At 64.0% G+C, this 21,263-nt stretch carries 19 protein-coding genes, 1 tRNA gene and 1 other RNA gene; 14 read left to right on the top strand and 7 right to left on the bottom strand.

The genetic code is table 11. The features are described 5' to 3' along the window. Positions 1–13 precede the first annotated feature (13 nt). The 4 genes from prfB to smpB all read left to right on the top strand — a co-directional run bounded on the left by prfB (position 14) and on the right by smpB (position 3,789). On the top strand, positions 14–1,126 hold the full coding sequence (prfB, locus tag JOE64_RS08425) for a peptide chain release factor 2 (RefSeq protein WP_204963843.1): 1,113 nt from the start codon (positions 14–16) through the stop codon (positions 1,124–1,126). A 114-nt stretch (positions 1,127–1,240) separates the two neighbouring features. Beyond that, positions 1,241–2,317, top strand: coding sequence for a cell division ATP-binding protein FtsE (gene ftsE, locus JOE64_RS08420; RefSeq protein ID WP_204963842.1), 1,077 nt, complete (start codon positions 1,241–1,243; stop codon positions 2,315–2,317). Next, positions 2,314–3,228, top strand: coding sequence for a permease-like cell division protein FtsX (ftsX, locus tag JOE64_RS08415; protein ID WP_204963841.1), 915 nt, complete (start codon positions 2,314–2,316; stop codon positions 3,226–3,228). Before ftsE ends, ftsX begins: the two co-directional genes overlap by 4 nt. An 84-nt stretch (positions 3,229–3,312) precedes the next feature. After that, a complete protein-coding gene (smpB, locus tag JOE64_RS08410) occupies positions 3,313–3,789 on the top strand; it encodes an SsrA-binding protein SmpB (RefSeq protein ID WP_204963840.1) in 477 nt (158 codons plus the stop codon). A gap of 11 nt (positions 3,790–3,800) precedes the next feature. Here smpB and JOE64_RS08405 read toward each other — a convergent pair whose 3' ends face one another. Continuing rightward, complete coding sequence (locus tag JOE64_RS08405; RefSeq protein ID WP_204963839.1) at positions 3,801–4,463, bottom strand: SIMPL domain-containing protein; 663 nt, start codon at positions 4,461–4,463, stop codon at positions 3,801–3,803. A 145-nt stretch (positions 4,464–4,608) separates the two neighbouring features. Here JOE64_RS08405 and ssrA point away from each other — a divergent pair. Continuing rightward, positions 4,609–4,978: a transfer-messenger RNA gene (gene ssrA, locus JOE64_RS08400) on the top strand. A gap of 185 nt (positions 4,979–5,163) precedes the next feature. On the opposite strand, the gene JOE64_RS08395 is transcribed toward ssrA, so the two are convergent. Next, a complete protein-coding gene (locus tag JOE64_RS08395) occupies positions 5,164–5,739 on the bottom strand; it encodes a nitrate ABC transporter substrate-binding protein (RefSeq protein ID WP_204963838.1) in 576 nt (191 codons plus the stop codon). Between the two features lie 41 nt (positions 5,740–5,780). Next, positions 5,781–6,611, bottom strand: coding sequence for an inositol monophosphatase family protein (locus tag JOE64_RS08390; RefSeq protein ID WP_204963837.1), 831 nt, complete (start codon positions 6,609–6,611; stop codon positions 5,781–5,783). A gap of 112 nt (positions 6,612–6,723) precedes the next feature. Here JOE64_RS08390 and JOE64_RS08385 point away from each other — a divergent pair. Continuing rightward, positions 6,724–6,796, top strand: a tRNA-Lys gene (locus JOE64_RS08385). 84 nt (positions 6,797–6,880) lie between these two features. Here the strand turns inward: JOE64_RS08385 and JOE64_RS08380 are convergent. Beyond that, entirely contained in the window at positions 6,881–8,215 is a 1,335-nt protein-coding gene (locus JOE64_RS08380; protein ID WP_204963836.1) for a tyrosine-type recombinase/integrase, read from the bottom strand. Between the two features lie 352 nt (positions 8,216–8,567). Here JOE64_RS08380 and JOE64_RS08375 point away from each other — a divergent pair, with 352 nt between their 5' ends. Then, positions 8,568–9,134 (top strand): hypothetical protein, encoded by a 567-nt coding sequence (locus JOE64_RS08375; protein WP_204963835.1) that lies wholly within the window; start codon positions 8,568–8,570, stop codon positions 9,132–9,134. Continuing rightward, on the top strand, positions 9,127–9,522 hold the full coding sequence (locus JOE64_RS08370) for a hypothetical protein (protein WP_204963834.1): 396 nt from the start codon (positions 9,127–9,129) through the stop codon (positions 9,520–9,522). Before JOE64_RS08375 ends, JOE64_RS08370 begins: the two co-directional genes overlap by 8 nt. Positions 9,523–9,537: 15 nt before the next feature. Here JOE64_RS08370 and JOE64_RS08365 read toward each other — a convergent pair whose 3' ends face one another. After that, the gene (locus JOE64_RS08365; RefSeq protein WP_204963833.1) at positions 9,538–10,044 is read right to left on the bottom strand and encodes a DUF6998 domain-containing protein; all 507 of its coding nucleotides are present in this window, start codon (positions 10,042–10,044) and stop codon (positions 9,538–9,540) included. A gap of 151 nt (positions 10,045–10,195) precedes the next feature. Between JOE64_RS08365 and JOE64_RS08360 the strand changes: the two genes are divergently transcribed. From JOE64_RS08360 to JOE64_RS08345, 4 genes are all read left to right on the top strand, one after another. Beyond that, positions 10,196–15,007: a DEAD/DEAH box helicase gene (locus JOE64_RS08360; RefSeq protein ID WP_271202534.1), complete on the top strand. Its 4,812-nt coding sequence runs from the start codon at positions 10,196–10,198 to the stop codon at positions 15,005–15,007. Next, on the top strand, positions 15,000–17,276 hold the full coding sequence (locus tag JOE64_RS08355; protein ID WP_204963832.1) for an AAA family ATPase: 2,277 nt from the start codon (positions 15,000–15,002) through the stop codon (positions 17,274–17,276). The genes JOE64_RS08360 and JOE64_RS08355 overlap by 8 nt, the downstream gene beginning before the upstream one ends. Positions 17,277–17,487: 211 nt before the next feature. Beyond that, positions 17,488–17,661: a hypothetical protein gene (locus JOE64_RS08350; protein WP_204963831.1), complete on the top strand. Its 174-nt coding sequence runs from the start codon at positions 17,488–17,490 to the stop codon at positions 17,659–17,661. Positions 17,662–17,758: 97 nt separating this feature from the next. Then, positions 17,759–18,088: a hypothetical protein gene (locus tag JOE64_RS08345; RefSeq protein ID WP_204963830.1), complete on the top strand. Its 330-nt coding sequence runs from the start codon at positions 17,759–17,761 to the stop codon at positions 18,086–18,088. Positions 18,089–18,092: 4 nt separating this feature from the next. Here the strand turns inward: JOE64_RS08345 and JOE64_RS08340 are convergent, their stop codons facing one another. After that, entirely contained in the window at positions 18,093–18,653 is a 561-nt protein-coding gene (locus JOE64_RS08340) for a recombinase family protein (protein ID WP_204963829.1), read from the bottom strand. 199 nt (positions 18,654–18,852) lie between these two features. Here JOE64_RS08340 and JOE64_RS08335 point away from each other — a divergent pair, with 199 nt between their 5' ends. Then, positions 18,853–19,011 carry a hypothetical protein gene (locus JOE64_RS08335; protein WP_204963828.1) on the top strand — a complete coding sequence of 53 codons (159 nt, stop codon included), beginning with the start codon at positions 18,853–18,855 and terminating at the stop codon, positions 19,009–19,011. A gap of 87 nt (positions 19,012–19,098) precedes the next feature. On the opposite strand, the gene JOE64_RS08330 is transcribed toward JOE64_RS08335, so the two are convergent. Continuing rightward, positions 19,099–19,302: a hypothetical protein gene (locus JOE64_RS08330; protein WP_204963827.1), complete on the bottom strand. Its 204-nt coding sequence runs from the start codon at positions 19,300–19,302 to the stop codon at positions 19,099–19,101. A 504-nt stretch (positions 19,303–19,806) separates the two neighbouring features. On the opposite strand from JOE64_RS08330, the gene JOE64_RS08325 reads away from it, so the two are divergent. Further along, entirely contained in the window at positions 19,807–20,814 is a 1,008-nt protein-coding gene (locus JOE64_RS08325) for a hypothetical protein (protein ID WP_204963826.1), read from the top strand. Positions 20,815–21,263: the final 449 nt, after the last annotated feature.

The raw sequence follows: 21,263 nt of genomic DNA, 5'->3' as shown, positions 1-21,263 counted from the left end.
AGTCTGGAGTGTCATGCTTGAATTCGATCCCGCCGCCGACATCCAGGCCCTGCGCTCCACCTTCTCCGACATCCAGGCGGTGGTGGACGTTGAGTCGTTGCGCGCCGAGATCGCGCGACTCTCCGACGAAGCCGGCGCCCCGGATCTCTGGGACGACGTCGAGAAGGCGCAGAAGGTGACGAGCGCACTCAGCCACCGCCAGGCCGACCTCAAGCGCGTCACCGATGTCGAGCAGCGCCTCGACGACCTCGACGTGCTCGTCGAGCTCGCCCTCGAGATGGACGACGAAGAGACCGCCGACGAGGCACGCAAGGAGATCACGTCGCTTCAGGGCGTCATCGGTCAGCTCGAGGTGCAGACCCTCCTCGACGGCGAGTACGACGATCGCCCCGCGGTCGTCACCATCCGCTCGGGTGCGGGCGGCGACGACGCGACCGACTTCGCCGAGATGCTCCTGCGCATGTACCTGCGCTGGGCCGAACGTCACAAGTACTCCGTCAAGGTGATGGACACCTCCTATGCCGAAGGCGCGGGCATCAAGTCGGCGACCTTCGAGGTAGATGCCCCCTACGCGTACGGCACTCTCTCGGTCGAGGCCGGTACCCACCGCCTCGCCCGCATCAGCCCGTTCGGCGGCGCCGACAAGCGGCAGACCTCGTTCGCCGCGGTCGAGGTCATCCCCGCGCTCGAAGAGGCGGTCGAGGTCGACGTGCCCGAAAGCGACATCCGCGTCGACGTGTTCCGCTCGTCGGGCCCCGGTGGGCAGTCGGTCAACACGACCGACTCGGCCGTGCGCATCACCCACCTTCCGACGGGCCTCGTCGTCTCGATGCAGAACGAGAAGAGCCAGATCCAGAACCGCGCGGCCGCCATGCGCGTGCTGCAGACGCGCCTGCTGCTACTCAAGCGCGAAGAGGAAGCCGCCAAGAAGAAGGAACTCGCCGGCACGATCACCGCGAGCTGGGGCGACCAGATGCGCTCCTACTTCCTGTACGGCCAGCAGCTCGTGAAGGACCTGCGCACCGGCTACGAAGTCGGAAACCCGGCGGTCGTCTTCGACGGCGACCTCGACGGCCTCATCGCCGCCGGCATCCGCTGGCGCAAGCGCAAGGACGACGACGACTGAGGTCGCGCGCCCGCTCCGTCGCGGCAGGCGCAGTGCGTCGATGACCGGCGAGCTTGTCGAGGGCGGGGTGTCGCGGGGCGGATCCATAGGACCGACACTTAGGCTCGTCGAGTCATGATCCGGTTCGAGCACGTCACCAAGAAATACCGCGGGACCAGCAAGCCGGCGCTGAGCGATGTCGACTTCGAAGTGCAGCGTGGAGAGTTCGTCTTCCTCGTGGGCGCATCGGGGTCGGGAAAGTCCTCGTGCCTGCGCCTCATCCTGCGGGAGGACACCCCGAGCGAGGGCAACGTCGTCGTGCTGGGGCGCGACCTGCGCACCCTCTCGACACGGAAGGTCCCCTACTTCCGGCGCCACATCGGGTCGATCTTCCAGGACTTCCGCCTGCTGCCGAACAAGACCGTGTTCCAGAACGTGGCCTTCACCCTTCAGGTGATCGGATCGTCGCGCGCGTACATCCAGCAGGCGGTCACCGAGGCGCTCACGCTCGTCGGGCTCGACGGCAAGCAGAAGCGCCTACCGCACGAGCTCTCCGGCGGCGAGCAGCAGCGCGTCGCGATCGCCCGTGCCATCGTGAACCGTCCGCAGATCGTGCTGGCCGACGAGCCGACGGGAAACCTCGATCCCGCCACGTCGATCGACATCATGCAGCTGCTCGCCCGCATCAACGAGGGCGGCACCACGATCGTCATGGCGACCCACGAGGCGGGATTCGTCGACCAGATGAAGCGTCGGGTCATCGAGCTGCAGGGCGGCGTGATGGTGCGCGATGACCTGCGCGGCGGCTACGGCGATCGCTCGTCGCTGCCGACGCTCACCCCGCAGGAGGAGAAGGGCGCCGCGGCCACCGCGGCCTTGAGCGCGGTGCTCGAGCTCCAGCGCGAGATCGCCGCATCGCCGGTCGAGCCCGTGCCCTCAGCGGTCGCGACGGCCGCCCACGACGCCGTGGCGGCCAGCGCCGTCGCTGCGGCCGTGGCGACCACGCCTCTGGCCGATGTCGCCCCCTCGACATCCGCGGCGGCAGCGGATGCCTCTGCGCCCGCATCCTCTGCCGAGCAGGCTCCCAGCACCCGGCCGATCAGGCTCGACACGCCGGCGATCGAACTCGACGGCCTCGATCTGGACGATCTGGGTGTCGCCGAGCGGCTCGGCCTGGCATCCGACGACGACGAAGTGGGGCCGACCTCGTGAGAGTGCGCCTGATCCTCGCCGAGGCGCTTTCGGGCCTGCGGCGCAATGCCTCGATGGTGATCTCCGTCGTGCTCGTGACGTTCGTGTCGCTCACCTTCGTGGGCGCCGCGATGCTCATGCAGATGCAGATCGGCAACATGCGCTCGTACTGGGCGGATCGCGCTCAGGTGTCGGTCGTGATGTGTCGCGAGGACTCCACCGCGACGACGTGCGTCGACGGCGCGGCGACCGATGACCAGGTGAAGCAGGTCGCCGACCGGCTCTCCGGCTCGGCCCTGTCGGGAATCGTGCGCGATGTGCGGTTCGAGTCGGCGGACGAGGCCTACAAGAACCTCATCGACCTCTACGGCGACGAGTACAAGGACTACGTCACGCCCGCCCAGCTCGGGCAGACCTACTGGGTGGGCCTCACCGACCCTGGCAAGTCCGACGTGATCACCGAGGCCTTCAGCGGTATGCAAGGCGTCGAGGCGGTGAAGAACCAGATGCAGTATCTCGAACCGCTCTTCTCGGCCCTGACCGTCGCCACGTACATCGCGGTCGCGATCGCCGCACTGATGCTCGTCGCGGCCGTCCTGCTGATCGCGACCACGATCCGCCTGTCGGCCTATGCGCGACGGCGCGAAGTGGGCATCATGCGCCTCGTCGGAGCGTCGAACCGCTTCATCCAGACCCCGTTCATTCTCGAAGGGGTGTTCGCTGCGTTCATCGGCTCGCTGCTTGCGGGCGTCGCGATCGTCCTCGGACTGCAGTTCGGTGTCGGCGTGTATCTCAAGCAGCGGGTGTCGTTCATCACCGACTGGGTCGACCTCGGCGACGCCGTGATCGTCATCCCCGTGCTGATCGTGATCGGGCTCGTGCTCGCGGCGCTGTCCGCCGGCTTCGCCATCCGCCGTTGGCTGCGCGCCTGACGCGCACTGAGGTAAGCTGACAGGCTGCCGCGTCCGCGGCATCCGGCCTCACCACGAGACCGCAGTGATCCAGGAGGACGCGTCATGCCCAGGGAACGCGGGGAGAAGGTCGTCGCGACCAACCGTCGCGCACGGCACGAGTACGCCATCGAGAAGACGTACGAGGCGGGCCTCGTGCTCACGGGCACCGAGGTGAAGTCGCTGCGCCAGGGGCGCGCGAACCTGAGCGACGGTTACGCCTACATCAACGGCGGCGAGGCGTTCCTCGACGCCGTGCACATCCCGGAGTACTCGCAGGGGCATTGGACCAACCACGCCTCCAAGCGCATCCGCAAGCTGTTGCTGCACAAAGATGAGATCGTGAAGCTCTCGCACGCGATCAGCGCGGGCGGGTACACCTTGATCCCCCTGAAGCTCTACTTCTCGGACGGCCGGGCCAAGGTCGAGATCGCCGTCGCGAAGGGCAAGCGCGAGTACGAGAAGCGGCAGACGATCCGTGAGCGGGAAGACAAGCGCGAGGCCGAGCGCGCCATGCGCGGCCGCAACCGTCTCGGCGACTGAGCCGCGCCGCGTCAGCGTGCCGTGAAGCGAGCTTCGACGGCGGCGGTCACCACGATGTCGTCGGGCTGGAAGTCCACGGCGGGCGCGGCGTCCATCGTCACGGCCGCGGACCGAGCGAACATCCGCGGCGCCGGCGCCTCCGGGCGCGTGTCGCCCAACAGGCCGATATCGGCGAGCTGCACGGGTTCGATCGTTTCGCGGCCGAGGGCGTGTGCATACGCCGTCGCACGTTCGACGGCGACGGCCACCGCCTGCGTGGCGACGCGTCGCTCGATGGCGGCGCGCGTCTCGGGGGTGAGGAGCCATTCGACGTTCCCGATGCGGAGCCCGTCGGTGCTCGCGATGCCGTTCAGCCAGTCGGAGAGAGCGAGCACGTCGGTGAACGTCGCGGTCAGCTCGACGGAGGCGTGGTGCACGGGGTCCAGCTGACGTCCGTCGGTGTTCCACGGGCGATCCGCCCACACCGACACGCGCTGACTCGACCAATCGTCGATGGTGCCGGATGCCTTGCGCGCGGTCAGATCGGCGCGGATCGGCTCGGCGACCGCCGCGATCCGCTCGACAACGAGGCCCCGGGCGGGGCCGTCGGCGGCGACCGTGACATGGGCGATCGCGATCTCGGGGGCGACGCGCGTCTCGCTTTCGCCGTGGACGGTGATGGTCACTTCGCTCATGGGACGAGCCTACGTCGTGGCCGGGAATCGCGGGTGCCGGGATTCCGTTGTAGACTGTGATGCTCGGATGCCTGGCATCCGAATCAAACTCCACAGTGTGACAGTGGCTCACCCTGCCGCATGACCGAGAGGTCTACAGGCTCCAGGGGCTGATCGGTTTCGACAGCGCCTGTGACGCCGCGGGAAGCGGGCCGAGGATGCAGGGTTATCTCGTAAACGACCTCTGCAAAAACATAGTTGCCGATGCAAAGCGCAACGACTTCGCCCTCGCTGCCTAAGCGAGCCCGATAGTCCGTCAGACCGTAGGCGATCCCGCTACGGACCCTGGCGTCATCTAGGGATCTAGCTGTGTGACGGGGTCTCGACGTCACATGGGACTCTTCTGAGACTGGGCTCGTCGACTTAGGTGTCTGTGACAAAGGTCGGAGCCGAGCAGAACGTCTTCACAGACTGCGCCCGGAGAAGACGTGGTATTTCAGCGTTGGACGGGGGTTCGATTCCCCCCAGCTCCACTCGGACGCTCGCGAGCGTCCCGGCCACTGTCACCACTGTGGGGTCATCGGTTGACGGACGTCTCATCCGCATGACGTTCTCGTGTGCCGAGAGCGGACACTGTCCACCGGGATCGATACCGTCGTCCTGGCTCGTCGCACCGGCGAGGCTGGGTGTGACGTCCTCGTGCGATGAGCCGCTTCCGGCGTCAGCTCTGCGGGCGCTGGATCAGCAGCAGATTCTGCTTGACATCCGCCACGGTCACCCATCCGTCACCGAATTGGTACGTCATGCCGAAGCCGTCCGCGTCGACGGTGGGCGTCTGGTTCGGGTCTTCGGTGATGTAGAGAACTCCGGCGATGTCTTTGCGCAGCCAACCCTTCGACTCGAGGCCGCTCTGCATCTTCGCGGCCTGGTCGCTCGTGATCGGCGCCCACCCGAACATCATCAGGTTGCCCGATGGCACGGCGTAATTCGCCCAGGTGCACAGCAGCCCGTCGTCGAGTGTCACGCCGCCCGCCGCGAACGGCGTCTTCTTCGACGTCCACTTCTGCGCAGCGAACTCGGCGCGCAGATCGTCGCCGATGATCGAGTCGCACGTGACGTCGAGGGGCGAGCCCGAGGGGGAGGGCTCTGCGACCGGCGCTGCGGGGGCTGTCGTGACCGCCCCCGTGCCCACGACCTCGGTCGGGGTTGTGGCAGCCGTCCCCGCGCACCCCGTCAACAGCACGGCCAGGCAGGCAGCGGTAGCCGCGGCAGCGAATCGAGGACGCTGAGCGCGCATGCGGAGCTCCGATCGGACAGGATGAGCGGCGGTGCGACGCGTCATGCGGAGGTGTTCAGCAGCGCCAGGAAGTCGGCGTGCAACGTCCCGTTGGTCGCGAGCGACGATCGGGACGTGATGGTGTCGACGCCGTCGATGTCGGTGAAGCGGCCGCCCGCCTCGATGACGATGGGGATGAGTGCCGCGATGTCGTACTCCTTCACGCCGAACTCCGCGACGAACTCGAGTCGTCCTTCGGCCAGCAGCATGTACGGCCAGGTGTCTCCGTAGCCGCGATCGCGCCACACGGCCCGACTGAGACGCAGGAGGTCGTCCGCTCGTCCGACCTCGTCCCACTGGGCGATGCTCTGGAAGCTGGCGCTCGCCTCATCGAGGGCATCGATCCGCGAGACCGACAGGCGACGAGATCCACCTTCCGGCGTGTTCGTCCAGGCGCCTTGCCCGGACGCCGCCCACCAGCGCCGACCGATCGCAGGCTGGCTGGCGACGCCGACGCGGGGCACGCCGTCGACGGCGAGCGCGATGAGGGTCGTCCACATCGGGATGCCCTTGAGGTAGTTCGCCGTGCCGTCGATCGGATCGATGATCCACTGGCGGCTCGTGTTCCCTGATGACCCGAACTCTTCGCCCAGCACGCCGTCCTCGGGGCGCTCGGCGGTGAGGAGCCGGCGGATCTCTCGCTCGGTCGCGAGATCGGCCTCGGTCACGTGGGTGGCGTCGGCCTTCACCTGGACATCGAGATCCGATGCGTCGAAGCGAGCCATCGTCACCGCGTCGGCCGCGTCGGCCAGCCGCAGCGCGAGCGCGAGGTCGGCACTCAGGTCGCCGTCGAAGGGAGCAGACCAGGCGGAGGCGGGTGAGGGGGAGTTCACTCGTCCAGGATACGCGGCCGTCCATGCTCGATTGGCGATGAGCCGAATCGTTTGGTAACGTTACTCCTCGGTTCGCCAGTGAATCTCGACAGAGAATCGGCGGGCACGGAACGCACCTCTAGCTCAATCGGCAGAGCAACTGACTCTTAATCAGTGGGTTCTGGGTTCGAGTCCCAGGGGGTGCACCGAAAACCCCGGTCAGATGGCATATCTGACCGGGGTTCTTTCGTTGCGAGGCGCGAAATCCCACGTTTACCCCCACGCTTTCGTCAGAACGGCTGGTCGTCGTCCGCAGAGCGTCGTCGCCCGCGAGTCCGCGGCGCGACCGGTTCGGCGGGTGCCTCCGCGGGTGCCGCGTCAGGATCGAGAGCTCCCAGCACCTCCGCGAAATCGGGGGCAATGTGTGCGCGCCTCGACAGGTAGGAGCCCTCTGTCGTCGCCACGTCGTTGCCGAGTTGCTGCGCAACTCCCTCGGAACCAAGCGCGCCGTCTCGAAGCGCCTCAGCGACTGTCTTGCGCCATGAGTGCGGGCTGATCGCCGCGTCACCGAGCCCTGCCGCCACGAGTGTCTTGCGCAGGCGTGTGCGGAAGTTCGATGGGCTGATCGCCGTCCCAGCCGTCGTCGTGAAGACCAAGGTCCGTCCTGCGTCCTTCGCGGACTTCACTCTCGCGCGCAGGGTCTCGTCGATCCACTCCGGCACGGTAACGACACGGTGTCCTTTGCCCGATTTGGTGCCGTCCTGGACCCGGAGGAATCCACCCTCGGCGGCAGACCGGGGAACGAGAGTCGAGGAGATCGTGAGGGTCGGGGGAGTGACGCGCTTTCCGCCACGAGCCGTCCGTCCAGGGGTGTAGGAATCAACGGACAGAGCAAGTACCTCACCGATGCGGGCGCCGGTCGCCGTGAGAACGCGAAGGACATCACGGTACGTCGCGGCGAGTTCTGCGTTGCGTCGGGCGGAGGTAGCGGCTGCATCGAACGCTGCCATGATCTTGCGAATCTCGTCCATCGTGAGCGCGCGCGCCGCATTCGGCGTGGACCTTACGACCTCGAAGGACGCTGAGGTGCGCTCTACGGGGTTGTCGAGAACGACGCCGCGGCGCTGACCCCATTTGTACGCGTTCATCAGGACGCTGCGGCTCGCTTTGATCGCCCCGGGCTTCGTTCTCGTGAGGTCTTCGAGGAAACCCTGGATTAGCGGCGTGTCCACCTCCCCGAGTCCGATCTGCCTGAAGCGTGGAGCGAGGGTGGAATCAATGTACGCGCGATATGTCGCGAGGGTCTGCGGGCGTCGCCGCGGCTCGACGGGGTTGTTGGACTTCGCGTCGGCGATAGCGAAGGCATACCAACGCTCGATCAGATCGAGCACAGTGGAACGTGCGTCGAGGTCGGCGGCTTCGAGGCGGTGAGCGCGCTTCGCGAGGGCGATCTTCTCATCGAGCGCGGCACGCGCCCGCGCCTCCGACGACCCCTCAGCTTCGAGAAACGCGGTCGTTCCGTCAAGCCTCCGGAACCGGCACCGCGCCCGGTGGAGCCGGGTGCCGATGAGCTTCACGCTCACCGTTCCCGCCTCGTTGAGGGGGAGCGCAGGGCGGGGCGTCATTGGTGAATAGGGTTCGGCACGATCATGTGTCGACCCTACCGAGAAGCACCGACCATGATGCTCTCGACTGGCGGGGTTTGACCGGGCACCTCCGCCCCGCCGGTCAGGGAGGATGACTGTGACCGAACCGTGTGCGCTGCTTTATGTGGACGCGTCGATCATCGCGCTTCCCGGGGTGACCGCTCAATGGATCGACGATCTGAATGACTTGGTCGACCACGTTGCCGAGAACCGGTACGCGTTGGAGGTCACAGCGCTCCTTCCCCCGAGGGTCTCGCGGACCGTTCGAGTTCGGGCTCTTGCTCTCCACGCAGATGCGCTTGGAACCGGATCGGCGACGCCTCATTCGAGGGTGTCCGCTATCGCGCTCGACGTACACACGCGCCGCCCGCGCCGCGTTGTGCAGGCATGGTGGCTCACCGCCGATCCCGGACCGCAGCGCCCCCTTCTGGAACGCGCCGGAGCGACTCCGTTGCGCATCCTGAACGCGCAGGGAGAGGTCGACCCTCCGCCGGTCGAGGACATCGAGGAAGTGCTGATCGGATGGACCCCACCCGTGGTCGTTCCCGAGCCTGAAACCGTGGATGTGATCTACGTGCGCGAGAGCGCGCTCCCGGATGACCTCACGCCGGTGATCTCGCTGTCCCACCAAGCGGCGCTGCACGGAATCGCTCTGTTCGTCGATGCTCCCCGTGGGATAGCAACGCGCAACGCTCTCCGGGACGCGGGGATCTCCCTGGGGCTCTCGCGCAACGCACCTGCGAACATCGCGCGGCTCGTCTGGGTCTCGGCGAGCGCAACCCGAGAGAGCACGCAAGATCGAAGGCTCGCGCCGTTCGCCGACGAGGTGCTCCCGGTCCGTCCCCCGCGAGATGCGGCTGGGTGGGATGCACTGATCGCGAGGTTGGTCCATGCGTGAGGCGGTGATCGTGCACGTAGCAGCACTCTGCGATCCGCTGCTTGACGCTGACGACTTGTTCTACTCGCTCATCTACCTCGACCGAGACCTGCGCTCCTGGGGTGTTCCGTTGCGCGTCTACGTGCCGAGCGCGGCGTCGCGCTACGCGCAGTGGTGGAACGTGCGGCTCGAAAGCGCTGCCCTGCGCGTTTTCGACCATCCGCTCGACGAGCGGCTGCGACAGGTGTGGTGGGTCGCCGGCTTGGGCTGTACTGAAGCGCCACCCGTACTTCACGCGGACCGTGTGCGCAAGTTTGCTGTTGAGCCGGGATCGGAGCCGCAGTGGGGGAGCGTGCTCGACGAAGTGGCTCGCTATCGCGCGGCAATGACGTTCCCGGGCGCCGAGTAGTCCTATCCGAACGCGCTACGCGGGGTCGTCTAGTGGACTGCTGACCTCATCGAGCCGCGCGTAGGCGACACGCATCTCATCAGTCACATCAGTGCCGAGACCCCTCACCCGCCCGCCGGTCAACGTCGTCGCATTCGTCCACCCGCTCTTTGAGCCGTTGCCCGTGACCTCTGCGCTCGTGAGTTCTCGCGCGTACGCGATGTCGAGTGTCTTGGGGTCAAAGGTCAGGAAGACCGCGGTGGTGAACTCGAAGGATCGAAACTGAGAGAACTTTCCGCCGTTGCCTGACATGATGCGAGCCTTGACTTGGATTCTGTCGCCGCTGGGCGTCGTCACGTCGTGAGACTTGGTCGAGTTCGGCTCAAGGGTTCCGCCGCGCGCGAGCCACACGATGCGCTCCGCAACATCGCCAAGCGGCGCGTTCCGGCTCCGAACGATGCCTCGACGCAATAGCTCGCGCAGCGCGTCCTCGATTCGTTCCAGCAGTTGCCGAGCGGTGAGGGAGGTCAGGTCATCGGACACGCTCGCAGACTAGCCGAGAGGTCCAGGACGAGTCGTCGCACCCACTCGATAGATTGATCTACGAGGGTTCCCGGACGAATTGAGCGCACCTGTGTCGAACAGTGAAGTACACGTAAGCAGCATCCACGATGTCCTTGAGCAGTACCGAAAGGTGGCGTTCGACGAGTACGACAAGGGCGCGCACTTCGAGCGGCTGATGCAGGCGTTCTTGCGCACCGAGCCGCAGTATGCCGAGTTGTACGACGAAGTCTGGCGCTGGTCCGAGTACCCGGAGCGCGGAACGCGGACTGACACCGGCGTTGATCTCGTCGCTCGCAACCGTGACACGGGTGAACTGACCGCGATCCAGTGCAAGTTCTTCGCACCGACCACAACGGTGACGAAAGCGATGCTCGACTCGTTCCTCTCTGCCTCCGGGAAGATGACGGAGGACGGCGCGCCCGAGTTCTCCTCTCGACTTGTGATCTCGACCTCGGACAAGTGGGGGAAGAACGCCGAGGACGCTATCTCGGGGCAGTCGATCCCCGTCGAGCGCCTGCGCGTTCAAGACCTCGACGACTCGTCGATCGACTGGTCGCAGTTCGTGTGGAACGAACCCGCAAAGCTGGAGAAGAAGCGACTCAAGACGCCATTCGACTACCAGCGCACCGCCATCGACGATGTGGTCGCGGGCTTCGCCGACCGTGACCGCGGGAAGCTCATCATGGCTTGCGGCACGGGGAAGACCTTCACCTCGCTGCGTCTTGCCGAGCGAGTCGTTCCGCTCGGCGGCACCGTCCTGTTCCTCATGCCGTCGATCGCGCTGCTCTCGCAGACGCTCAAAGAGTGGACGATCCAGGCAGAAGTGCCAATGCGTTCGTTCGCGGTCTGCTCTGACGTGTCGGTTGGTAAGCGTCGCACAGAGGAGGACATCCCCGTCACGGACCTCGCGTTCCCCGCGACGACGAACGCATCGGCGCTGGTCAAGCAGTTCGAGTCCGGCGATGGTTCGGACAAGCTCACCGTGATCTTCTCGACGTATCAGTCCCTCCCCGTCATCTCGAAGGCTCAGGGAATGGGGCTGCCGGAGTTCGACCTCATCGTGAGTGATGAAGCGCACCGGACAACCGGCGCTGCGATAAACAGCGAAGACGAGTCCGCGTTCATGAAGGTGCATGACCAGTCGTTTGTGCAGGGCAAGAAGCGTCTCTACATGACCGCGACCCCGCGCATCTTTTCGGACGGCACTCGCAAGAAAGCGGGGGAGATCGGCGCGAAGCTCGCTGACATGGACGACGAAGCAGTATACGGACCCGAGTTCCATCGACTCGGATTCGGTCAAGCGGTCAGCATGGGGCGCCTCACCGACTACAAGGTGCTCGTTCTCGCGGTCGATGAGTCGTTCGTCGCGCGCGAGTTCCAGTCGTTGATGTCCCAGGACGGCTACGAACTCGCGATGGAGGACACTGCGAAGATCGTCGGCACCTGGAACGGTCTCTCAAAGCGTTCGGTGATCCCCGGGGAGTACCAGGATGACCCGTCGCCGATGCAGCGTGCGGTGATGTTCGCGAAGGACATCGCGACTTCACGCAAGCTCGCCGACGCGTTTCAGCAGGTCGTCGAGGGCGAGATCGAGCGAATCGACGGATCGGGCGAGGACACCTCACGGCTTCTTCACGCCGAAGCGCGCCACGTTGACGGCACACAGTCGATGCTCGTGCGCAACGAGAAACTCGACTGGCTCAAGGAGCCATCGCCGGACAGCACCGTTCGCATCCTGTCGAATGCGAAGTGCCTGTCCGAGGGTGTGGACGTTCCCGCGCTCGATGCGGTGATGTTCATGAACCCGCGCAAGAGCGTGGTTGACGTGGTGCAGTCGGTGGGTCGCGTCATGCGCAAGATGGCGGGCAAGAAGTTCGGATACGTCATCCTGCCGATCGCGATCCCTGGTGGGGTTGAGCCGGACGAAGCGCTGAACAACAACGACAAGTACCGGGTGGTCTGGCAGGTACTCCAAGCGCTTCGCGCTCACGACGAGCGGTTTGATGCCGAGGTCAACAAGATCGACCTCACGAAGAAGACCAACCGTCTCATGGTCGACGTGATCGGCGCTGGCGGCGGCAAAGGCGAGGACGAGGAAGACGCCGCGACCAAGGGCGCCGACAAGGTGCAAGGTGCGCTGCAGCTCGACTTCTCCAAGATCGAGGCATGGCGCGAAGCGATCCTCTCGAAGATCGTGCAGAAGGTCGGTCAGCGTCGCTACTGGGAGAACTGGGCGAAGGACGTTGGCGAGATCGCGAAGGCACATGCCGCGCGCATCAACGCGCTCGTGAACGGGGACAACAAGCGGATTCGCGACGAGTTCGAGGCGTTCACTGAGGGTCTGCGGCTCAACCTGAACCCCGACATCTCGCACGACGATGCCGTGCAGATGCTCTCGCAACACCTCATCACGCAGCCTGTGTTCGACGCGCTCTTCGAGGGGTACGCGTTCAGTGAGAACAATCCTGTCTCGCAGGTCATGAACGCAATGGTGCAAGTGCTCGACGGTGAGAACCTTGAGAACGAGACAGCCAAGCTGGAGTCGTTCTACGAGAGTGTCCGCACCCGCGCCGCGGGGATCGATGACGCCGCAGCGAAGCAGACGATCGTCAAGGAGTTGTACGAGAAGTTCTTCTCAACCGCGTTCTCCAAGACGAGCGAGAAGCTCGGCATCGTCTATACGCCGAATGAGATCGTGGACTTCATCCTCCACAGCGTCAACGACATCCTGAAAGACGAGTTCGATACGTCGATCTCGGATGAAGGAGTGCATGTTCTCGACCCGTTCACTGGCACGGGGACTTTCATCGTTCGGCTGCTCCAATCGGGACTCATCAAGCCGCATGACCTCGCGCGGAAGTACCGCTACGAGCTTCACGCGAACGAAATCGTGCTGCTCGCGTACTACGTCGCTGCGATCAACATCGAGGAGACCTACCACTCGCTTCGTGGCGGCAAGTACGTCCCGTTCGACGGCATCGTCCTGACCGACACGTTCCAGATGTTTGAGGACGATGACGAACTCGACGACATGGGCATCTTCCAAGCGAACAACGACCGTGTGATCGCGCAAAAGGAACGCGACATCCGGGTCATCATCGGCAACCCGCCGTACTCGGCTGGGCAGAAGTCGGGAAACGATGACAACGCGAACAATTCATACCCGACCCTCGACGCCAAGATTCGCGACACCTACGCCCGGCAATCCACGGCGTCGCTGAAGAACAACCTGTATGACTCGTATATCCGTGCAATCCGCTGGGCTTCAGATCGCATTGGTGACGAGGGGATCGTCGCGTATGTCTCGAATGGTGGGTACATCGACAGCAATACCGCAGACGGTCTACGGCTGAGCTTGGTGGACGGGTTCACTAGCGTCTACATTTTCAACCTACGGGGGAACCAGCGAACGGCGGGCGAGCAGTCACGGCGCGAGGGCGGGAAGGTTTTCGGGGCTGGTTCTCGCGCGACGATCGCGATCGCCGTGCTTGTTAAGAACCCCTCACGACAGAGCCCCGCCAGCGTCTATTACTACGACATTGGTGACTACCTGACGCGAGAGCAGAAGCTGAGCGCGATCACACAGTTCAAGTCCACGGCGGGTGTTCCGTGGCGGGCAATCACCCCGTCAAACGAAGGGGACTGGATCAACCAGCGCAGTTCATCGTTTGGCTCGTTCGTTCCCATAGGAGAGAAAGACACGGGCGGTGCGTCGCGCGGCATTCGTGTGTTTCGGACGCACTCCGGCGGACTCAAGACCAACCGGGATGCTTGGGTGTACGGCTACTCAATCGAGTCCATGCTTGGCAACGCGGAGCGTTTGTCTGATGTGTATAACGCCGAGCGGGAGCGCTGGGTGGACGCAGGAAGCCCCAAGGACGCGGCGAGCTTCGTGACGAAAGACGAACGCCAAATCAAATGGACTAGCGGTCTGCTCGCGGACATGGCTCGTGGGAAAGCTGCGATCTTTGATGAGTCCAAGGTTCGGCGCGCGATGTACCGCCCCTACTCGCTCCAGCAGGCGTACTTCGACGCGCAGATGAACGAACGCCAGGGGCGTCTGAACGACATGTTTCCGAGCGCGAGCTCTCCGAACGTAGGCATTTCGGTTCCTGCTCCAGGAAGCTCAGCCCCACCCTTCATGACGCTGATGACCAATGTCATGCCCGACTTGGGTTTGGCGGGAATCAGCGCAGTGCAGTTCTTCCCGCGCTACACGTACCGTGCGGTCGAGAATGACCCCGCGTCGCTCTTCCCTGAGGACGGCACGCTCGGTGTCTTCGATGAGATGGATGGCAAGCTCACCGCTCCCGCTGCACCAGGGTTCGAGCGCATCGACAACATCACCGATGAGATTCTGACCGACTACCGGCAGTCTTTCGGGAAGAGCGTGACGAAGGACGACATCTTCTTCTACGTCTACGGGCTGCTGCACTCGCGCGAGTACCGGGCTGAGTTCGAGGCTGACCTCAAGAAGATGCTGCCCCGCATCCCGAAGGTCGGCGCGTTCAAGGAGTTCGTCAAAGCCGGTCGCGCGCTCGCAGAGCTTCACCTGAACTACGAGACTGTTGAGCCCTACCCGCTGATCGAGAACGGCACGCCAAACGCCTCGCTGCGTGTCACCAAGATGCGTTACGCGAAGGAAGGCCGTCAGGAGAACAAGACGACCATTATCTACAACGACGGCATCACCCTCACCGGCATCCCGGAAGAGGCGCAGGAGTACCTGCTCGGCTCTCGATCAGCTCTCGACTGGATCATCGAGCGGTATCAGGTGAAGACCGACAAGGCATCGGGCATCGTCAACGATCCGAACGCCTGGGGCGACGAGCGCGGCGACCCGCGCTACATCCTCGACCTCATCAAGCGGATCACGACTGTGAGTGTCGAGACGGTCAAGATCGTCAACGGGCTGCCGTCGCTGGAGGTCATCGGTGCTTGAGCAACTGACGATCACGGGCGGGGCGTGCTTCGGAGAGACCCCGCTAGTCCTCAAGCCGCTTCAGCGAGTCAACTTCTTCTTCGGTCCCAACGGCTCCGGGAAGACCACGATTAGTCGTGCGCTCGATGGCTCCCATGAAGCGACTGCGAGTTTCGTCTGGCACGACTCTGCACCTTTGGCGATCAAGGTCTACAACCGTGACTTCGTGAGCAAGGTGCTCCGCGAGTCCAGCCGTATTCCGGGTGTCTTCGTGATCGGCGACAAGAGCGCCGAAGCCGAGACTCGTCTCGGACAGATTGAGGGGGATACGGGCGAGCGGGCTCAAGCGGTCGATGCGCTCGGGCGAGCGAACACCAGTCTGGCGCAAGCCCAGACGGCAAACTCCGATGCCAAGGCTGCGTTCCTGCAAACGGCATGGGACGCGTACAAGGCTTTCACCGACGCGAACCCTTCGCTCAAACCCGCCTTCACAGGGACAGGAGGGATCGGCAACTCTAAGCAGATGCTTGTTGATCGGCTCTTGGCGCTCTCCGCCAACGATGAGCCGGTTCCGGTGCTCGCCGACCTCACCTCAAATGCAGATGCGGTGTTCTCACGCGACAGCACCGTCGTGGGGAAACTCACCTCGCTTCCGACGTTTGTGTTGCAAGATCACGAGGGCTACAAACTGCTGGGCACCCGTGTCGTCGGAAGCGGAACGGTCACACTCAGCGAACTCGTAGAGCAGTTGGGGAGTAGCGACTGGGTCGCCACGGGGCGTTCATTCCTTCACGAGAGCAACGGGGTTTGCCCCTTCTGCCAGCAGATTGCTCCAGCCAACTTGGTTGCCGATCTCGCGACCATGTTTGACGACCACTACGCGGCGCAACGAGCCGAAATCGATGCGTTCAAGGTGGACTTCGAAGCATGGCAGGCGCTACTTACCGCAGCCGCCGACGCGCCCTCAGTCGCTTCCTCTGGGTTCGTAGACAAGGCGGCGTTCCACACGGCTCGACGCAAGCTCGACAAGGTGATTGCGTCGAATGCCGCGCGACTTGCGAAGAAGATCACGACTCCGTCCGAGGCGGTCGAGTTTGAGTCTGTCGAATCAGCGCTCAAGGCTGTCAACGACGTGATCGCGGCGGCAAACGCCGGCATTGACGCTCATAACAAGCTTGTGGGGAGCCGCCGAACGGAGCGCCCGCTTCTTGTTAGCAGATGCTGGCGCTATCTCGCCGAGGTCTCGCTCGCAGGCACGATTGCGGCATACGAGCAGAAGCAAGAGTCCCGCGACACCGGGATCAGCTCTCTCCAAGGCAAAGTCAAGGAGGCGACCGGCAAGATCGCGGCTCTTGACGATGAGGTTCGATTGCTCCAGCGGGCGGTGGAGTCAACCCGTCCGGTGATCGAGCAGATCAACGGCATCTTGGAGCGGAGCGGATTCACGTCGTTCAAGATTGTGGAGTCAACTTCGCTTCCCAACGGCTACATGCTGTCGCGTGGAGACGGGGAGGTGAAAGAGCAGTCGTTGAGTGAGGGCGAGCGAACGTTCATCGCATTCCTCTACTACTTCCACTTGCTCGACGGACGAACCGAAGGTGCGGACGACGCGCCTCGGGTTCTTGCGGTCATCGATGATCCAATCTCCAGCCTCGACAGCGATGTGCTCTTTGTTGTGGGCACGCTCGTAAGGCAACTCATTCGTCGCGCGGCGTCCGGTTCGGATCGGATCGAACAAGTACTCGTCCTGACTCACAATGTGTACTTCCACAAGGAGATCGCTCACCTGAGGCAGGGCGAGAGCAGTGGTGGACGTACGTTCTTCCTGATCCGAAAGCGCCCGTCGACCCCGAGCACTGTTGAGCCGAGCAGGAAGAACCCCGTGGAGACGGAGTACGGGCGACTCTGGGCAGAGGTGCGGCGAGCTATTGATGGTGAACAGATGAACATCATCGGGCTGGAGAACATCCTCCGTCGAATCCTGGAAAGCTACTTCCGTGTTATGGGCGGCGGCATCTGGGACGAAGAGATCACCCCGTTGCTCAACGCGGACGAGCGGCACATCTTCCAGGCGCTCTTCCGCTGGGTGAACGACGGATCGCACTCGGTGATTGAGGACGCTTACTACTCGCCGTCGCCCATCAGCCAAGACCTGTACTTGCAGGTGTTTGCGCGAGTCTTCGCTGTCACGAAGCACGAGGCGCACTACCAGATGATGCTCTACGGGAAGCGAAGCCTCGAAGAGCAGGCTGAGTCAACCTCGGCTCAAGTGAAAACGGCGATGCAGTGAAGTGACGGTCGCTATCAACGCTTATTGAACAGATTGGTCTCCGTGTCCCCACTCTTCAAACGCAGAAGAGAGCTTGCCGCACTCGCAGAGCGCGAACGTCAGGGCGAGTCGTTCTGGTCTGACGCTTTCTCTCGCGAGACGCGAGTACGCCTTCAGTTCGTCATGAACAGCGAGGTCGGCGGGGATCATCGCATCCCATGACGCGCCGCTGTTGCTGACCATCGAGAAAGCCTGCCGATGGGCGTCCGCCGACCGGAGCAATACGGGAGATGCTCACAACGCCGACACCGCATCTGCTGAGGACGCCTGGTTCGCCATACATATCGTGGGAGCGATCATCCTGCGCCTTGCCCACGCGACGCCACGCGGCGAAGCAGGGGAGTGATGCCTTTGATGTGGAAGTCGCTGAGCTTGCCACCGGCAATACTTTGATACATGATTACAAGTATCGAAGTAACCGAGTTGGCACTCAAGGGGACACGTTGGAACACATCATCATCAAGGTGAACGAGGATGCACGCAAGGTCGAGTGGTCCTTCGACGAGTGGATGGAACGCGGGCTCAAGTGGTGGCGAACGCGCGCCGACCGCGTGATCTCCTGCACCTATGCAGTCGTCGTCGACGCAAGCGGCACCGTGGGCGCCATCGGTGAGGTCATCGGAGTCCGAAAGGACCGGAACCACAACCCTGTCCGCATAGCAATCGAGATCGAGCCGCAGAGAGACAGCCCGTTGCTCGGCAAGAGAATCGCCGTGAACGCGTCGCGCAACCCAATCGAGTTCACGCGCGACATCCTCTACCTGGACGAGTAAGGGGTCAGATCTCGGCTGCAAGCGCCCGTGCCACGGTGCTCTTGCCGACCCCGAGCGCCCTCGCGATCTGCGCGTAGCTCTTGCCTGACGCTCGAAGCGACCGCGCCAGCTCAACCTGTTCGTGGTTGAGTGCCGGTGGGCGCCCGATGGTGGTGCCGTGCTCGCGCGCCGCGTGAACTCCCGCGGTTACTCTCTCCCGGATGACTGAGCGCTCCATCTCTGCGACCGCCGCCAAGATACCGAGCACAAGGCGTCCCGTGGAGCCGGCTGTGCTGATCCCGTCGCTCATGGTCCGGAGCGCGACGCCGCGCGCGTCGAGGTCTTCGACCAAGGCGAGCACCGCGGCGGCATTACGCCCGACGCGGTCGAGCCGCCACGCAACGATCTCATCGCCCTCTCGGGCGTGGTCGAGCAACGCGCGGAACCCGGGGCGCTCGGCGGGTGCGACGCTGCCGCTGACGCCTTCGTCGGACCACGTCTTCGTGACCCCCACGCGTTCGAGCGCATCGCGCTGAAGGTCGAGCGATTGGTCGCGTGTCGATACGCGAAGGTAGCCCAGCAGCATGTGTCCGTCCCCTCCCGAAATGGTGCCGAAATCCGAGACATTCCGGCACGGGTATGCGGGACGATCTGCTCCTGAAATTGCGCGGGTGCGATGACCACCGACCGACCGTCCCAGAACCTATAGGTTTCGGTTCTCCCGCATCATGGTCGGTGCCCCGGAACCTCGCGGTGTAGAGACGGGGCTCGGTAGGATCGCGCACATGAATCCGGCGCTCTGCCCGCGTTGCGGGGAGATGCTGCGTGTTTTCGAAGCAGAACTCGGGGTCTATCTCGGCTGCGAAGAGTGCTTGTGGATGAGCGAACCGGAGCGCCTCCAAACCAGAAATCCCCCGGCACAGGAGGAGCCGGGGGATTTCTGAGGGCGCGGGCACACACTCCACCACCCCGGGAAGGGGACTGCACCGAGAGGGAAGAAGAGGGGGAACCTCTCGGCGCAGCCCGGTTGGTTAGGCGCGCTTGCGGCGCGCCCAGATCAGCGCGCCCCCGGCGACGGGGGCGATCCCACCGATGACGCCCGCCCAGATCGCAGGGGTCGTGGAGCCGCCGGTGTACGCGAGCGTGCCGCGCGGCGTCGCGGAGGCAGGTCCGGCGAATGCCACGACCCCGAGGAGCGCTAGGGCGGAGGTGACGAGAACGGGGGTCTTGCGCATGTGGGGAAGTCCTTTCGGGTGGAGGACGAACGCCCTCGCCTGTTGAACCCCACCCGCGCGCGATTTGCCCCCTAACCCCGCGGATATCGCACGCAATCCGCAAGGTTCTTGCGCAGGCGCGGATCGTCGGAAGGCTCGAAGCCTTCACGCGCCTACCAGCACCGCAGCCGCTCCACGTCGCTGCCGAGGTCGCCGGAGGGGCGGAGAGCGAGTGCCCATCCGTGCCGGTCGGCGAGTGCAGTGATGGCGCGCAGCCCCTCCGTGCCGCGTCCTTGACCTCGCTCCGAGACCCGGATCGTGTCGATCTCGATGAGCCCGTGCGCCCCCCGGGATCGTCCCGGGGTGGACGGTGACCCGCACCCCGTGCTCCGCCGCGACCCGGACAATCTCGGGGGATGCGTACTCGGACGAAATCCAGCCCGGGTGCCGGCGAGCTTCGATGCCACTGCTACACGAGGATTCGCTGAGGGATCAAGCGACTTTGGTTCATGAATTTCGAGCCGAATGGCTGGCGACGTCGTCGCTACGTTGATAGGTGTGCTTCCGCACGAGTTGAAAGGGAACCAAATGGGCAATCGAGTCAAGCTGGGATTCGCTGCAACAGGCGTCGCAATCGCATTGACGATCGCGACGGGAGGGGCGGCGACAGCCGCCGATCTGACGACGGAAGACGGTTCTTACGTCTCCGCCGAGGACACGATATCCGCGCTGCAAGGCGTGAGCGGAGATCTGGTTCTGGACCCTGCCGGGGGGGCGGGAATCGGGACGGTTCAGCTATCTGATACGGCATCGGTCACCGTTCCCGCGGACCCGTCCGATGGCATCGCTCTGGACAGCGACGGACTGGGTGTGTCGATCGGTCTTCCGGGATCCGATGCTGCGGGCAGCGGAGTGGTTCAGCCCGATGGTACGGTCACCTACCCGGGTAACGGCTTTAGCAACTCGGTCGTCGCCTCGGACGAGGGGCTCCAACTCCTCACGACGATCTCCGGGTCTGATGCCCCGACCAAGTACGAGTACGACGTCGCATTGCCTGCGGGAGCCGCGCTCCGAGAGTCGGGCGGCGGGACGCTCGCCATCCTCGACCAAGGGGGCAATCCTGTCGCAATGGTCCTTCCAGCCTGGGCGCGCGATGCGAATGGCGTAGCAGTGACAACGCATTTTGCAGTCGAGGGCGACAAACTGGTTCAGTACGTCGATCACCGTCAGTCAGGTGTTGCGTATCCGGTCGTCGCGGACCCCCAGTTCGCTTGGATGGGAGTTCTGCCGACCGTCAAGCTGAATCGTAGCGAGACCTACAACATGCGCTACTCTGCGATGCCGGGCAAGCTCGCACTCTGTGTGTCGCTCGGTGGCGTCGCCGGTGTCGCGCTTGCTGTCCCGTGTGCCGCCAGCCTTGCGGTACTCAGCGCGAAAGCGGGTACCATCTACGCCAGCGGTAAGTGCATGCAGGTTCTCATCGGACCTGGCATCCTCGGGGGCGTTGAGTACAAAGACAGCTACTGCAGGTAGGGACAGATGCGACGACTGTTTAGCTTCCAAGCCGGACGAGCACTGTTTGGATCGGTGACTCGGGTGCTGATCGTGTTCGGATCTCTCCTGGCTTACTACTTGCTTGCGATGTGGGTCGAACCGTATGTGCCGTGGTGGCTCACAACGGTCGTAGGGTTCGTGCTCCTTTTCGGACTTCTCTACCTCGGATCCGTATGGCTGGATCACGACATCATGCGTGGAGCAAAACAGGACTCGTCCGAACGGGGTCGAAGCTAGTCCAGACAGTAAACCTGTCTTCAGATCGGTTCACTACCCGGAGGCATCCGGCGTCTCTGATACTCCAGAGACGCCGGATGCCTCTGATTAGTAATGAGCGCCTTGCTGCGATCTGGCTCACTTTGCCCCACCTTAATCGGGGTTGGTTTTCACGCCCAGCGGGGCGCGTTGTCTAGCGGGGACAGGTTGCG

It is taken from the genome of Microbacterium dextranolyticum, assembly GCF_016907295.1.
Lineage (GTDB): Bacteria > Actinomycetota > Actinomycetes > Actinomycetales > Microbacteriaceae > Microbacterium > Microbacterium dextranolyticum.
Note: the sequence above shows the minus strand (reverse complement) of the source record. Positions and strands in the feature narration are given on the sequence as shown.

Bases quoted from the DNA above. Each gene is read 5' to 3' on its own strand.
- JOE64_RS08340 (WP_204963829.1), bottom strand. From the start codon at position 18,653: ATGCTGCTGGGCTACCTTCGCGTATCGACACGCGACCAATCGCTCGAC.
- JOE64_RS08370 (WP_204963834.1), top strand. From the start codon at position 9,127: ATGCGTGAGGCGGTGATCGTGCACGTAGCAGCACTCTGCGATCCGCTG.
- smpB (WP_204963840.1), top strand. From the start codon at position 3,313: ATGCCCAGGGAACGCGGGGAGAAGGTCGTCGCGACCAACCGTCGCGCA.
- JOE64_RS08325 (WP_204963826.1), top strand. From the start codon at position 19,807: ATGGCTGGCGACGTCGTCGCTACGTTGATAGGTGTGCTTCCGCACGAG.
- JOE64_RS08395 (WP_204963838.1), bottom strand. From the start codon at position 5,739: ATGCGCGCTCAGCGTCCTCGATTCGCTGCCGCGGCTACCGCTGCCTGC.
- JOE64_RS08330 (WP_204963827.1), bottom strand. From the start codon at position 19,302: ATGCGCAAGACCCCCGTTCTCGTCACCTCCGCCCTAGCGCTCCTCGGG.
- JOE64_RS08335 (WP_204963828.1), top strand. From the start codon at position 18,853: ATGAATCCGGCGCTCTGCCCGCGTTGCGGGGAGATGCTGCGTGTTTTC.
- JOE64_RS08380 (WP_204963836.1), bottom strand. From the start codon at position 8,215: ATGACGCCCCGCCCTGCGCTCCCCCTCAACGAGGCGGGAACGGTGAGC.
- ftsE (WP_204963842.1), top strand. From the start codon at position 1,241: ATGATCCGGTTCGAGCACGTCACCAAGAAATACCGCGGGACCAGCAAG.
- JOE64_RS08405 (WP_204963839.1), bottom strand. From the start codon at position 4,463: ATGAGCGAAGTGACCATCACCGTCCACGGCGAAAGCGAGACGCGCGTC.
- prfB (WP_204963843.1), top strand. From the start codon at position 14: ATGCTTGAATTCGATCCCGCCGCCGACATCCAGGCCCTGCGCTCCACC.